This window comes from Methanosarcina spelaei, assembly GCF_002287235.1.
Classification (GTDB): domain Archaea; phylum Halobacteriota; class Methanosarcinia; order Methanosarcinales; family Methanosarcinaceae; genus Methanosarcina; species Methanosarcina spelaei.
Genome location: NZ_LMVP01000026.1, coordinates 1 through 15,398, shown reverse-complemented (window position 1 = coordinate 15,398; position 15,398 = coordinate 1). Strand labels below are relative to the sequence as shown.

The window sequence follows — 15,398 nt, the reverse complement described above, 5'->3', positions numbered from 1 at the left end:
TCCTGTTTTGCAACCGAAGACTTGCATAGGCTTATAGGGGAGAGGGAGGTAAATTTCAAAACTTAACTTTCATAAATTATCTATTAAAATATTTTAATCTATTCAGAAGTCTAGTAAGTTAGATCCACAAAAGATGCACTGGACAGTAGCTGTAAAAATAATTAATAGAAATATTAGAACACGAAAGATTGAAAGAAATAAAAATATAAAAATATAAAAATATAAAAATATAAAAATATAAAAATATAAAAATTTTTAAGAAAAAAATTAAGAAATGTAGGTGGATGCCCACTCCGGTCTTTTTGGTGGGTTTGCCTCTAACATTTCTCTCCATTTCTCATCGGTCAAACGGTCGGACATAGGCTGCTTGAATTCGTAATAGCTCATAACGGGCCCGGCTCCTAGAAGGATCTTACCGTTCGGAAGTTTATATGCAACTACCAGCATGTCAACATGCCCGACACCTTCTTCGAGCACGGTCTCTGTGTTACTGTCGGTATGGACATCGGCCACAACTGTGGTTTTCCTGGCTTTCTCGTCAACGTCTGCTATAGTACCTTCAAGTTGGTTTCCGAAATTTTTGATAAATTCATAGTCTTCATCGGTTAATTTTTTGTTTTCAAGTTCTTTTTCCGATATCTCCTGAAGCCTGGAAAGGGTATCTTCAAGGTTCGCAAGTCTTGACTTTGAAACCGGATCGAGCACGCCCATTTCGTCCAGGCCCTGATTTGTCATTTTTGTTAAGGCGAGCAGCCTGGCGTAGAAATCAGGAACAGGTTCCACATAACCCACGACCTCTTTTTCTTTAGAAGGAAAAGGCATTGCGGTTGTTTTTGCAGTATAGCTCTGTTTGGCATAAAGAATGGTATCGTGCCTGAGTTCTGTCCATGAAGCCAGCGATGTGCTCAGTTCCTTGTCCTGCCAGGCGTTGGTTTGCATAAAAGTAGGATAACCCGAACCGTAGGTTTTTAAGAGGGGCTGGAGAGAATAAAGCCAGGACCAGTAGAGGTTCCTGTTCCAGTCGGTTGCACTGAAGTTCGAAAATTCCGAGTCTAGTTCTCCATACCGAAGACTGTAATTTTTATAACTGGAATCGTTCAGTTCATCAAGCCAGTAAACAGCCCTCCCCGAGTCAAGTAGGGCCATTACATCAAGCCCACGTGGAAATCCGCGAATAGCTTCTCCGTTTCCTGAAATTACGAGAGTAAAGGTTTTCTCATTTTCGTTATATTCTCCCGTATATTCTCCCGTATAAACACCGACCAGGTTCGAAAACACATAAGAGTCCGGAATAAAGCGTTGACCCATGAAGCGGAAGCCTGTGGTGTTTTCAAGGCACTCTTCAGCCTGCTCGGAAGTAAAGGGTGGCTCCAGAGCACAGTTTCCTGTACCTCCGTAAATTTTCGGCTCCGGATACTCTGCAAGTTTAGCTTTCAGTCCCTCAATTGTTGTTTCATTAAATTCCCTTTCTCCATTGCCAAAGATCGAGTCCAGAGCTTCCATATACTCATAAGGCCCAAGGTCGTCGGAAAAACCTACGTAAAAAGCTGTAACCTCGTAGATACGGTCCCAGTTCTTAAGAAGTTCAGGCCTTTTTTGGAGTTCAGAAGCAATTAAACTGGCCTGAATAGTCTGGATACGAGCATCTTTTACAGGGTCTTCCGATTCGATTAATTTTTCCTTGAGCAGCATACTCATCCTGCCGTGCCACATAAAAGCTTTGAAATAGTTTTTCAGTTTTTCGGAACGAGTATAGTGGCCTCGAGGGGCATACTGGGAATAGTCTTCCTTATATTTGAAAATCGGGGAAAGTTCAAAACCCTGGTGAGCTTCGATAAGAGCAAGTTCGGCTTCAACATCTTTTCTTACGAATTCCGGAATCTCAAACCGGTATTGCTTTTCTGCACCTGCAGGGAAAAGGAACTCCTCATTCACATCTTCGTAATCATCTACTTCTTCCACATCTTCATAAGTATCTTCTGCTGCCTGTATCTGTACGGGCTTCGGTTGCAGAAGGCTCAAAGCAACTGAGAAGTAGGCTATATTTCTCTTTGCAGCTTCCTGTTCTTCACCAGTGGTGCTGTTATACTTCTCTATAGAGTCATTTAGCAGAGCAAGGTCAGTTTCCCAGAGAGTATCGAAAAACTCTTCCTCCTCGATCTTACGCAGTGTTTCATCAAACTGGATATGGTAAAGATGCAGCAGGGAATCCGTAGTAATGAAAATAGGGATTTCCTGGTCTTTGAGAGTAGAATACATTGTAGTTATGTCTTCTTTTGAGGAACCGTAGGGGTTTTCGACTACTACGAAACCATTGCTTTCCAGCATTTTAAGAGCTGAGTTATCCAGAAGAATTTTGCCGGAAAAGTCTCCATAGTTCGAAATTTCTTTCGTTTGCAGGGGCAATTCATAAGAAGGCACTTTTAACTCAACATCGAGAGCTTCAAGCGTGTAGTTTCCTGTAATGGAGGAGTTTTCAGCCTCTGAACCTGAAAGAGTTACTTCCTCGGTCCTAAGGTGGTTCTTTTGAGAGATTCCGCTGTCTTCCTCTTTTATTTCTGTTCCGTTCTCCCTGCTTGCACCGGAACTCTGTCCCAGGCATCCTTCTGTAAGGAGGGAAGCTAAAACTATTAACAGGATTAAGTTGGTTACAATTGGCTTTACTCGGTGCTTCATTGTCTCATCTCGGTCGCTTTGGATTTTGTATTGAACTGGAGGAGCCTGCCTGAAAGGTAGGTTTTTGTTCTCAGGCAAGCCTTTTGAAAAAAGGCTTGAGCGAAAAACAATTTTTTATTTTTCCGCTTCTTTCTCCGCTTCTTTCCCTATTTTCTTTCTCTGTTTTCTTTCTCTGCTTCTTTCTCCGCTTCTTTCTCCGCTTCTTTCTCTATTTTCTTTCTCTGTTTTTTTCTCCGTTTTACTTTTCCATTTTATTTTTCTGTCTTATTTTTCCGTTTTATTAGTCCAGAAATTAATATTAGTGGTTAATATTTTTTACTATTGATTAAAGATATCACATTAATGATTACAGTTCTATTAATAACTCATATTTTCTGTCCTATGATCGAAATTATGTATAAAGGATTAAATGGTCAAAGATTTAAAAAGCAATCTTATTATATGGTTGTCAATTATTATTTAAATTATTCAGAAAACATTATTTAATTATAAAAAAGATCATATAATCTCGTATATGACAAACTATAGAACAAATGTTAAAAGTAAAGAAGTAGAAAACGCCAGAATAGTTAAACGATGTCAAAAAGGTTAAAACCAATTTAAGTTTTAATTTTCTATATATCAGATAATATTTAGTTTGATGTAGTCTGATATATTCTGAGAATGTATAGTTTAATACTCATAATACCACAGACCCGATTAATAAAAAATCTCAAGTGCTGGTAGTTGAAATTCTTTATATTTAGTAAAAGAAAAAAGGACCTTTTTTCCTTCCTTTCTTCTCCCTTACCTTTTTTCCTTACTCATTCGGACTTAGAGGATCTATCTTAAAAAGCAGTATCATGAATAGTGCAGTTACAGTCCCTGTCCCCCATAGAAATGGGTCTCTGGTAAAACTCAGGAGCATACCCATTACCAGTAACAAAGTCCCAATAGTCAGTAAAATTTTAGATTTTCTCTCCAAATTTTTTCCCCCTCATTTCCCTTTTGAGTACTAATTCTTAAGTATAAAGTTTAAATGTTGAAAAGTGTCTAACAATTTTTCCCTGTAGATAATTGGTTTTTCTTCATTATCTATTTTTTGACATGATGCTTTTGATTATAAAAGCCAGTAGGAATTGAGGTTAATATATTTAGAGAGATATTTTCTAATTGGGGAACAACACAATTGTGAACATTAATTTGAAATATTAAAAGTTATGGGGGCACTTCATTATAGAGTGGAAGAAGAAACTGCAGCTCAAACCTATAATCATCGAATATCAAAAGCTTCAATACTCAGGCCATTTAGTGGTTATCGGTTGATGGTCAGGGAAAATAGCCTCAACAAAAGATAGCATATTAAATCTTTCTCTTTATATTTTATATTTTATATTTTTATTTTTATTTTTTTGTATGTTGGACTTTGATTTACTAGCCCAACTAGATAAATATTTATAATAAGTTAATCTAGTTGTATTGAAAGTAAAATGTAAATATTCGTATTACCTAAAGAAGAAAATGATTTTTAATATCAAAGATAAGTATACTGCCAGCAATAAAATTATAAAAAATTAATTATTAACCAATTACTCAATTATTAACCATTGATAATATTTAATACATTCCGGTTCATAAAAAGATCGTCCATTAAATCTCGTTAAAGAAGCTATTAAAATCGTTTCTTACAGGCTGAACATTTGGATAAAAACATAAAAAGTTACAATCAATAAAACTACATAAATTGGAATAGTTTGTTCAAGAGAAAAATTTTGTATGTAATTATGTAAATGGGTGAAAAGTACTGCAATTTCAATATTTTCTTAAAGTTATTTAACCATCTATTTATATTTATATAAGACCTGCTAAAAATTATTAAACCTGTTTATAAACTTATTTGAAACTGTTTAATACTTATTTAAAAATTGTCTTCAAGATCTAATTTCATTTTAAGTCTGGAACTTTTTTAGGATTTTTGCAGTTTAACTGAGGAATCGTTAGAATGTGAGTTCAAGCTTCAAGATAATCTATGGGTGATGGAACTGTTAAATAAAAAATTAAAAGTAGTTTTTCTTACAGGCTTTCTTATACTTACATACACTCCTGTCGTTTTATGCATAACACCACCAGTTGTCTACGTTGCTGGAAATGGAAGTGGTGATTTCAACTGCTCCGGAGAAAACGATCACATACCGATTAACCAGGCCCTCAAATTTGTGACAGAAAACCCTGGCTATACAACTGTTTATCTCAAAGGGCCTTTCACATATGTTATAGACGATACTCTTCTAATAGGCAGCAACACAATCCTTGAAGGAGATTCCAATGTAACAGTAAAATTAGTAAGAAATGCTGGATGGTCATCCACTAAACCTTTGATTAAAGAAAATACTTCCAGTAGCCATAACATTACTATTCAAGGTTTTACTATTGACGGAAACAGGGAAGGAAATGCCAATATAAAAAGTGGAGACGGATACCATAATCTTATGCACCTCAGCGATTGTCAAAACGTAAGTGTATACGATATGCATCTGATCAATAACCATGGAGATGGTCTGAAGACCGACAACTGTTCTAATATAACATTCTGTAATAATGAAGCATACTTATTAGGGCATGATGTTCTTTATGCCAGTGCCTCCTCAAACGTGGAAGCCTACAATAATCGGATTACCTGCAGGACAAACAGCGGCTTGAGATTATATAACACAAACCATGCGAAACTCTACGATAATATAATTACATCGGAGGGCTCTGGAGGAGTAGGGATTGAAATCCAGAGGGATAAAGGCTCTATGGATGATATTGAGGTCTACAATAACACAATATATGAAACTGCACTTGCAGGTATCTGGTTTTTCTCACAAGGATTAGATTCCGAATCGGCCACTAATGTCCACATTCACCATAACCGGATCTATGATACCGGAACAGTTTCAGGCAACGAAGTTATAGGCGGAATCTTGTCCGTCGGATTTAACGCTATTATTGAAAACAACGTGATAGATGGTGCATATGGAGCTGGTATCGTGCAGAATGATGCCTTTTTCTCTGCTCCTGCTGGTTCAGGGTATACGGTTACAGTAAGAAATAACATAATAACGAACACACGCACATCAGCAGTCGGAGGAAATGGATCCGGAATATGTAACAAGCTTACAGACACTCACGCTTTCATCCTGCAGAATAACTCATTATATAACAACACCGGTGGGAACTATATGGGTATTCAGGATCCGCTTTCGGATATAATAGTGGATCCTCAATATGCGGACCCGGATAAACACGACTATCATCTGAAATCAAAATCAGGCCGCTGGAATGGGAGCTGTTGGGTAAATGATAACATAACTTCCCCATGCATAGATGCCGGATATCCTTTCTCGGATTACTCTAAAGAACCTGAACCCAACGGAAACAGGATAAACATAGGTATGGACGGAAACACCTGGTATGCCTCAAAATCAGAGTTTGAGGTGCTAAACAACAGTAGTGACAATAACGGTAGCAGCGATGATAGTGATGGCCATGAAGGCGATGAGAGCCATGGAGGCCATGAAAGCCACGGAAGCAGTGGTAGTGGTAGTGGTAGCGGTGGCGCAGGCGGTTCCCCTGAACCTGCAAAAAATGTTGAGGTAAAGGAACTTTCGCAGGGTTTCATTACAAATGACAAAAATATTAAGTTTGATTTTACAAGGAACGCAACCTGCGTTGTTTATGTAGGCTTTTATGCAAAAAAGACACTTGGTAAGACCACAACCATTGTAGAGATGCTGAAAGATAAATCTACTCTAGTTTCCGAACTGCCTTCTGGAGAGGTCTACAGATCCCTTAATATCTGGGTTGGGAATGGAGGAATTGCGACCTCAAAGAACATAGAAAATCCGGTTGTATGTTTCAAGGTTGAAAAATCCTGGATAAAGGATAAAAATGTAGATCAGTCTTCAATCATCCTGAACATGTACAATGACACAAAATGGGATCCGCTTTCAACCAGCCTGTCAGATGAGGATGATATGTACCTGTATTTCACAGCCGAAACTCCTGGATTCTCTTCTTTTGTAATTACAGGCAAAATGGTAGAAGAAGAGATTCTGGCTGAAATCCTTCCTCAACCTGACCCTCAGATTCTTGAACAAAATAATGGATATATAGGATCAGATGTTGAAAAAAAGCCTGAGCAAGCAGGAAACACAAAAACAGAGAATAAAAAGACAGAGAATAAAAAGACAGGAAACGCAAGCATCTTTGAGAAAGAAAATAAGGACCTGCCAGGTTTTGAAATTATTTCCTGCATCGTCTGTCTGCTTAGCGTACTCTTGTATAGAAGAAAATAGATAAGAACGAGTTGTTTCAATGAATATCGGTCAAATTTGGCAAAACCATTATTTGCCTTGTCTAAGAGACATTCCGTTTAAGATCCACTGTTTAAGAGTCATTTTGTTAAAAATCCACTGTTTAAGAGTCATTTTGTTAAAGATCCACTGTTTAAGAGTCATTTTGTTAAAGATTCACTGTTTAAGAGTCATTCCGTTTAAGAGTCATTCTTATAACTGTGGTTTCGGTTGTTTTACCTTACAACTTTTTTGAACTTTGGGTCTCCAGACATTAACAAAAGATTCCAGAACAATACTTCCTGCACTTCCCTTTTATGAATATTACAGAAAGCCCGGGAAGCGCAAGTTTTGCCTGGATTAGTTTCGAAAGTTTGGGAGTAAGGAGTAGCTTTTCGAATCCGTTCTCTACTTTGATCTCCTCATTCTCAGCTTTATCTGTCAATTTTTCTATTTTATTGGCTACTTCTTCTACTTCTATTTTATTGGCTACTTCTTCTACTTTATCCGTCACTTCTCCTGTTATATCTGCCTGTTCCTCAGTCTCATCCGTTATTTTCTGAGTTTCGTCCAATACTTCCTTTTCACTGGCATCGATATCGAAGACAAAAACATCAGAGGTTATTGCCTCAACCACTTTCCTGAGATCCGGGACTGCCTGCCCGCCGGTCATGGCTGCAACCTCATTCTGGAGTACAAGCACAAGTACATTACAGCCTGTATTCGCGGCACTAAGGAGTCCTAAAATGCCTGAATGCGCCAGGGCGAAATCCCCTATAACGGCTATGCCTTTTTTCTCAAAGCCACATGCAACTGAAATTGCCGATCCAAGCGCAAAACTAACATCAACTGCCACAAGGGGCTCTGGTGCGCTCCGGACGGAACAGCCCATGTCGCCGGCAATCCGCACGTCAAGCGTACTAAGAAAGCGGTAAAGGGGAAGGTACGCACAGTTATCGCAGATCCCAACCCTTTTTTTATTTTCAGCTCCAAGAGAAGTAGTATCTTCAAGTTTTAAAATTTCTTCTTCAATATGCTCAAGGGCAAATTCAAGATCTTCAGGCCTGACCTGCCCGTATGGAAGATGTCCTGTCTTCTTCCCATAAACCTTGCCAGCGATTCGGATCTGTTCTTCTATAAAAGGTTCGGATTCTTCTGCCACGAGCACTTTCTGGTTGCTCTTCAGAAAATCCTTTATCTTTTCGAGAGGAAGAGGGTTTACAAGGCCTAGTGACAGGTGAGAGACTTCAGGATAAGAAACCTCAGCACGAAACTTGTTCTGCTTACTTAGTATTTCTTCCACGATCGAAGACGTGAAACCTGAGGAAATGATACCAAGATACCCATGTCCCGAAACTGATCCGTCTGCTGTATTTTCGGCAGTCCTTTTCCTTACCTCATTAAGGTCGGTGTTTTCAGCTTCCTCTTCCAGCAAGGGATATGTCCTGAAATGAAAAAGCCTGTGTTTTTCTACCATTCGTTTTTTCCAGATTTCACGGTCAAATTGAGGATGAGGAGCTGAGGACTTTTGAAGGCGGTTTACTTTTCCTTTAGTTTTTTCCAGACCTGCTGTTACCCTCAGAAGAACAGGTGTCTTTGTCTCTTCCGAAAGCTCGTAAGCTCGTCTCAGTGACCTGTATGCCGTATCTGGAGATGCCGGATCAAACACTGCTATCTCTGCTATCCGGCCATACCAGCGAGAGTCCTGCTCGTTCTGAGAGCCCTTTGCACCAGGGTCATCTCCTGCAATTATGACAAGGCCGGCTCCGATAGTGTGTGTGACCGAGGTTATAAGAGGATCCGAAAGCAGGTTCATCCCCACATGCTTTACAAGCACAAGCGTCCTTCTGCCGGAAACCGACGATCCTAGAGCTGTTTCAAGGGCAACTTTCTCGTTTGTGAACCACCTGGCACTATAACCCCCAGTTATTCTACCCCCAGTTATTCTCAAAAAAAGTTCCATAAGGGAGGTAACAGGATACCCTGGGACACCTGTTATGAAGCTGACATCACTGTCAAGTGCTGCAAGGTAAAGGGCTTGAAACCCGGTGTACTCTGGTACTTCTTTTTTTTCTTTCAAGCTGATCCCACGCTCGGAATTCGGAAGATGCCGAATTCAAGGTTTTGAAAAATCCGTTTGGACTTGAGTTCCATCTAACTCAGTGTTCAAGTAATTTAAACCCGGTTTAAAATTCCTACTTCGGAGTCCTTACTTTTTTATCCTGTTTTCTTAATTTCTTAAACACTATTTTTAAGCTTCTCAATGGTAAGAGGCTCGATCTCAGTACCGGGAATTATGGACTCATCAGGTCTTCCGAACCAGGGAAGAGAAGCAAGTGCACCTATTACTCCGTTGCCGTCAAGCAGGACTTCCACACCGTTTTCCCTGGCGCACTGCATAGCTTCCTCTTTCGAGATCCTTTCAGTCCGACAGCGGTTGCTGTATTGATATAATCCTTTTGCATAGAAGTCCGAAAGGACAACCAATCCGGTTTGGGGTGAAGCGGTATACTTTTTTATCGCTTTTTTGAAAGTATCTATCAGCCTTGATTTCGCTTTATCATTCACACAGCCGAATTCAAGCACAGTAGACATGCAGTTTTGGGTCTTTTCCGGGACAGGGAAAAGCTGGACAAGAGAATGTGAAAGATAAACAGCTTCATGGCAGTCCAGTTTTTTTGCAATGTTATGGGTCAGGGTCCAGGTGGCACCTACATCTTTTGAGTCAGTGTCATCTATACCTATGAGGACGCGTTCTCTACGCGGAACTGCAATTGTCCCCCTTGCGCATTTCTCGCCTCCTGATTCTGATATCTTATAACGAAGAATTCCGTCTGCAAATGCTCTGCAACGGGTTGCACCAACACCTCCGCCTCCTAACCCGGCATAGGTGATCTCTACCTCATCCCCCTTCACGACCACTGATTCGATACCTGCAGCCGCGATAGAAGGTTTGAGTTCCAGGTTTGAAATTCCGGTTTTCATGAAATAACGGATCATATTTCCGGTCGAACGGGCTTTCAGGACAAGTGGCGCTTTTGCATAATGGTAGAGGGACCAGCAGGCCCCACTATAACAGTTGGAGTGCTCAATTATCTCTGCATACTCATTTGCCGCGTCACAGATAGCATAAATGCCCCTATAGGGCACAGTATAAGGATCATCCAGGATTACTTCCTCAATATCCCTGCTGTCCAGTGCGCAGGCGTTTATATGTTTTGTAATTCAGAAAACCTCCTTTTTAAGGAATAAGAAACTGGGAGGGAAATTTGTTTTATCGAAATGCCCATCTCTTATAGATATATATAGATATCGTAATTTTAGTAAATTCGATGAGGTGAAACTCGATAAAGTGAAATTAGACAAGTGAAATTAGACGAGTGAACTTGATAGTACGGACTTGCGTGAGGTCTTCAAGTCCGCCTATGAGCTAACCGTTATAAAACAACTATTTATCTTTCTATCGGTAGGTTTGCTGGCTGCTTTTCCAGAAGATTTAAAGGAAATCCTGAAACCTTATTTTTAATTCACTGGAGACGCCAAGTTACGCTCAACTATTATTGAATTTTTTTCAATATCCATGCCATATTTTGACCAAGGTTTTTCATGTTATTAATGCCTTCCTGGTCCTGTTCTACCTCTCCGATAGCATTCCCGTAAGCCATATTCCAGTAACTCGATCCTACCAAAAACATCTCTTTGCTATATAGAAAATTGTTCAGGGTATCAAAAGCACTTATAGCACCGCCTCGGCGAGCAGCTACAACTGAGGCTCCTATTTTATGCTTGAAAACCCCTTTATTTCCTGCAAGTACCATGCTTGCCCTGTCAATTAAGGCCTTCATTTGCGAGGTCACACCCGCTGAATATACCGGTGACCCTAGAATAATTCCATCTGAAGCAAGCATTTTTGCAAAACATTCGTTAAAAAAATCATCCGTAATAACACATTGCTTATTTTTGTTTTTATGGCAAGCCCAACAAGCTTTGCATCCTTCTATGTTTTTTCCAGATAGTTGAATAAGTTCGGTTTCGATGCCCTCTTTTGTCAATTCCTTAAATACGGTTTGAATCAGGATTGCAGTATTGCCATCTTTTCGTGGGCTTCCGTTAATACCTATAACTTTCATAATCTTCAACTACTTTTTTTCAACTATTTTTCAACTATTTTTCAACTATTTTTCAACTATTTTTCCAGCTAATTCTTTCGTATTTCTCAATATATTATTTTATTCTTGTTTCAGTTACGGAAAGTAACCAGGAAGTGATTATATTGAGACCTTTTATATTGAACGCTTAATATTCAGAGTTTTTACATTTTGAGTTTCTACACTGAGAGTTCTTCATTTAATTCTCTACACTAAACTCTTCTATATATAGGGTCTATAAATTCAGAGTTCAGGTCTTTAAGTCATTTCATCTTACAAAGCCTTCGTCTTTAAGGCTCACATATCTGCCTTCCCCGATAATGATATGATCAAGCACGTCAATTCCAAGGAGTTTTCCTCCTTCTACCATTTTCTCAGTGACCATTATGTCTTCTCGGCTAGGGCTCGGATCCCCTGAAGGATGATTATGGACCATAATTACTGATGCTGACGATTCCATAAGGGCGGACTTGAATACCTCACGCGGATGAACAATGCTCGCATTCAAGCTGCCGACGGATATGACTTCTTCTCTCAGGATCTGATTTTTTGTATCAAGGCAAAGTGTTATAAATTTTTCTTTTTTTTGTTCGCGCATTTTAGGGTACATAAGTGTATATACGTCCTTTGGCGAGCAAACTTTTCTTTTAGGCTCTTCCACAAAAGTCTCAAGCCGACGTGCAAGCTCGAAAACCGCAGCTATCTGGGCAGCTTTTGCTTTTCCTACCCCATGAACCTGCATAAGCCTTGAAATATTTGCAAGACTGAGTTGCTTGATGCTGTATTCTGTTAATATCCGGCTGCACAGATTTACAACGTTTTCTTCCCTTGATCCTGTCCTGAGAATAATTCCAAGCAGTTCCGCATTTGAAAGTGATTCCGGCCCGTTTCGGATAAGTCTCTCTCTTGGACGTTCCTCTTCAGGAATGTCCTGAATTCTGACCTTATTTATTTCCATAATCAACCCCCTCTATTTCCCTTTTACGGAAAATTTCTATGTAAATCCAAATTTCAAGTTAATCAAGCAAGATAGTCAAATGTCAGTCAAATGTCAGTCAAATGTCAGTTAACATCAGTCAAATGTCAGTAAAACTGTTTACATATAATATCAAAGTTTCAATATTTGAATCTTCACCACACTACATATAATTATGAAAAGATCAAAAATGCCGGCCCTTACTTATACCGGAGAGTGCATAACGCTCTTTGATGAAAGTCATTTCAGTTGTCGGGTATAAAGAATCGGGTAATGAATCCGTAGTCTCTGCTCTTGTCCGGAATCTTTCCGGGTTCGGGACCGTAGGCACGATAAAGTACATGGAGGGACAGCTCCTCAATCCAGCAGAGATCGATGCAGGCAGACACTTTGATGCAGGAGCTGACACAGTAATAGAAATAACAGGCACAGAAGCAGCAGGTACTGAGGTTGTCAGCTTTTCCAGAGATCTGAACCTTGAAGACGCGCTTGACATGCTCTGCGACCAGGGTCTCGATTTTGCCGTGGTGGAGGGATTCAAGGAAAGCAATCTTCCGAAAATTGTAACTGGCGACCTCAAGGGTGTTTCCAACGTTGTTTTCAGGCTGCCGGCAGACATCGATATGCACGAGGAGCTTACAGCCACCCTTGTAGGAATAGCCATAGCCCAGCCTGACCGGTACACCCTGGAAGCCCTAATAAAAAAAGTCAGGAAAAACCCTGCCATCCGAAAAGCAGGCGCAATAGGCACCTTTTCCGGCATTGTCCGAGAGCTAGCCGGAAACGAGAGAACTTCAAAGCTTGAATTCGAAAAATACGAGCCGGAAGCTTCAAAGGCTCTTGACCGGATACGGGAAGAACTCAAACAAAAAGAAGGCATCCTTGAAGTCCTGATCCACCACAAAACAGGCGTCATCAAAGCCGGAGAAGACATAGTATACATTGTTGTCGCATCCGCCCACAGGACAGAGCTTTTCCCTGCCTTAAGCGAAGCAATAGAACGCATAAAAGCTGAAGCTCCCATCTGGAAGAAGGAATTCACGGAAAAAGAGGAATTCTGGGTCCATGACAGAGAACATCCTGAAAATTAAAGGGAAAACGAGTCTAAGCAGAAAGGAAACGAAAGTCACAGAAAACCCTGGAAATGGTCAAATGGGCGAAAAAACAGAACCAAACCAAAAACAAACTGAATTTAAAAGCGCTATCGTGCTGGCCGGCGGCAGGGGCAGGCGAATGGGCTCAGTCGAAAAAGTCCTTCTCGAATTCGAAGGAAAAACAATTCTTGAGCGCCTGCTGGAAAGCCTTTTCCGGGTTGTGGACGAGGTTATTATCTCGTTCCGTGGCAAAAATCAGGAAGAAAAGTTTAGGCCTGTGCTTGAAAAATTCTCTGCCCATGAAATCCGTTTCTGTTTTGATACTCTGGAAGACGCTGGCCCACTTGAAGGCATCCGGGCAGGGCTGTTTGAATCCAGGGGAGAATATTCTTTTGTCTGTGCAGGGGATATGCCTTTTGTGAATTCCAGGGTTGTAGACCTGCTTTTTGAGAAAGCAAGCGGACATGATGCTGCCCTTCCGAAATGGGAGGATGGAAAGTTCGAGCCTCTACATGCGGTTTACTCAAAGAAAATGATTCCTGAAATTGAAAAAGCGTTTGAGAGAGGGAAACGCTCTGTACTTACGCCGGTTCTTGAAATGAAGGATGTTGTTTTTGTTGAGGTTTCGGAAATTCGAGAAATTGATACTGAACTGAGGACTTTTGCGAATATTAATACGGTTGATGAGATGCAACGTACTATAGAACTTTCGAGCAAGAAAGAAAACTCACAATAAATTCAATTCTTCATTTTCCGCTTTTCTAATCTCATGTTTTTCTATTATTCACTCACTATCGATAAAAATCGAAAGTTATTTAGCTGACAAGGAATTCTATTTTTTAAAATGAGTTGTCACTTTATAAAATAAGTTTTCAATAATTGTTGTTTCAAAGAATTATTTAGTTTTTGATTCTTTTCTTAAGGGCAGGGATTTCAGATGGAACTAAAAAAAATCAAAGATTGGATTATAAAAGCTAAAGAAAATAATATGAAACTGAAAAGAATCAAAGATCCGATTATAAAAGCTAAAGAAAACAATATGGAACTGAAAGAAATCAAAGATCTGATTATAAAAGCTGAAGAAAACAATGTGACTATACTAGATCTTTCGTTCAAAGGACTGACTTCGCTTCCATCAGAAATCTTAAAACTCAAAAATCTTACCCAACTTGACCTTTCTAGAAATCAACTTACGGCCCTTCCATCTGAAATTTTAGAGTTGAAGAATCTTACTACACTCAACGTGTCTAGAAATCAACTTACGATCCTTCCTCCTGAAATTTCCAAATTGAAAAATCTTACTGAACTTAATATATCTAGAAATCAACTCAAGGAACTACCACATGAAATTTCCAAGTTAAAAAATCTTACTAAACTGTATATAGCTAGAACTCAACTTACGGCTCTGCCACCTGAAATTTTAGAGTTGGAAAATCTTACTGAACTTAATATATCTGGAAATCAACTCAAGGAACTACCACATGAAATTTTCGAGTTAAAAAATCTTACTGAACTTTACGCATATAATAATCAACTCACATCTCTTCCTCCTGAAATTTCCAAATTGAAAAATCTTACTAAATTTAGTGTATTTGATAATAGATTCACATCTCTTCCTTCTCAAATTTCCGAGTTAAAAAGTCTTGCTAAACTTAATGTGTCTGAAAATCAACTGAAGGAACTACCGCCTGAAATCTCCAAGTTGAAGAATCTTGCTGAACTTTACGTATATACTGCTCAACTTACTTCTCTTCCTTCTCAAATTTCCGAGTTGAAAAATCTTACTATACTTAGCTTGTATGGAAATCAACTCACGTCCTTTCCTCCTGAAATTTTAAAGTTGACAAATCTTAAAGAACTTAACATACGTGATAATCAACTGAAGGAACTACCGCCTGAAATCTCAGAGTTGAAAAATCTTACTGAACTTAGCGTGTCTGGAAATCAACTTACGTCTCTACCACTTGAAATTGTTGAGTTGAAAAATCTTACTGAACTTTTGGTGAATAATAATCAACTCACGTCCTTTCCTACTGAAATTTTAAAGTTGACAAATCTTAAGGAACTTTACATACATGACAATCAACTGAAGGAAATACCTCCTGAAATCTCAGAGTTGGAAAATCTTACTGTACTTAGCGTGTCTGGAAATCGACTTACGTATCTTCCCTCTCAAATTGTTGAGTTG

At 39.3% G+C, this 15,398-nt stretch carries 10 protein-coding genes; 4 read left to right on the top strand and 6 right to left on the bottom strand.

The genetic code is table 11. The features are described 5' to 3' along the window. Window positions 1-267: 267 nt before the first annotated feature. A complete protein-coding gene (locus tag ASJ81_RS02470) occupies window positions 268-2,676 on the bottom strand; it encodes a DUF3160 domain-containing protein (RefSeq protein ID WP_095643098.1) in 2,409 nt (802 codons plus the stop codon). A gap of 799 nt (window positions 2,677-3,475) precedes the next feature. Further along, the gene (locus tag ASJ81_RS22510; RefSeq protein WP_170943161.1) at window positions 3,476-3,640 is read right to left on the bottom strand and encodes a hypothetical protein; all 165 of its coding nucleotides are present in this window, start codon (window positions 3,638-3,640) and stop codon (window positions 3,476-3,478) included. 1,051 nt (window positions 3,641-4,691) lie between these two features. On the opposite strand from ASJ81_RS22510, the gene ASJ81_RS02460 reads away from it, so the two are divergent. Beyond that, complete coding sequence (locus ASJ81_RS02460; protein ID WP_170943160.1) at window positions 4,692-6,995, top strand: PGF-pre-PGF domain-containing protein; 2,304 nt, start codon at window positions 4,692-4,694, stop codon at window positions 6,993-6,995. Between the two features lie 271 nt (window positions 6,996-7,266). Here ASJ81_RS02460 and ASJ81_RS02455 read toward each other — a convergent pair whose 3' ends face one another. The 4 genes from ASJ81_RS02455 to radC form a co-directional block, all read right to left on the bottom strand. After that, window positions 7,267-9,072: a thiamine pyrophosphate-dependent enzyme gene (locus tag ASJ81_RS02455; RefSeq protein ID WP_095643096.1), complete on the bottom strand. Its 1,806-nt coding sequence runs from the start codon at window positions 9,070-9,072 to the stop codon at window positions 7,267-7,269. A gap of 158 nt (window positions 9,073-9,230) precedes the next feature. After that, on the bottom strand, window positions 9,231-10,142 hold the full coding sequence (gene mmp11, locus ASJ81_RS02450; RefSeq protein ID WP_095643095.1) for a methanogenesis marker protein 11: 912 nt from the start codon (window positions 10,140-10,142) through the stop codon (window positions 9,231-9,233). A 407-nt stretch (window positions 10,143-10,549) separates the two neighbouring features. Next, complete coding sequence (locus tag ASJ81_RS02445; protein ID WP_095643094.1) at window positions 10,550-11,122, bottom strand: flavodoxin family protein; 573 nt, start codon at window positions 11,120-11,122, stop codon at window positions 10,550-10,552. A 286-nt stretch (window positions 11,123-11,408) separates the two neighbouring features. Continuing rightward, window positions 11,409-12,098, bottom strand: a complete 690-nt coding sequence (radC, locus tag ASJ81_RS02440) for a RadC family protein (protein ID WP_095643093.1) — start codon at window positions 12,096-12,098, stop codon at window positions 11,409-11,411. A 251-nt stretch (window positions 12,099-12,349) separates the two neighbouring features. On the opposite strand from radC, the gene ASJ81_RS02435 reads away from it, so the two are divergent. From ASJ81_RS02435 to ASJ81_RS02425, 3 genes are all read left to right on the top strand, one after another. After that, the gene (locus ASJ81_RS02435) at window positions 12,350-13,207 is read left to right on the top strand and encodes a molybdopterin synthase (protein WP_095643092.1); all 858 of its coding nucleotides are present in this window, start codon (window positions 12,350-12,352) and stop codon (window positions 13,205-13,207) included. Between the two features lie 61 nt (window positions 13,208-13,268). Continuing rightward, window positions 13,269-13,946, top strand: coding sequence for a molybdenum cofactor guanylyltransferase (gene mobA / locus ASJ81_RS02430; protein WP_095643099.1), 678 nt, complete (start codon window positions 13,269-13,271; stop codon window positions 13,944-13,946). Window positions 13,947-14,147: 201 nt separating this feature from the next. Continuing rightward, window positions 14,148-15,398 (top strand): leucine-rich repeat domain-containing protein (locus tag ASJ81_RS02425; protein ID WP_170943159.1); only part of this gene is annotated, 1,251 nt, incomplete at its 3' end.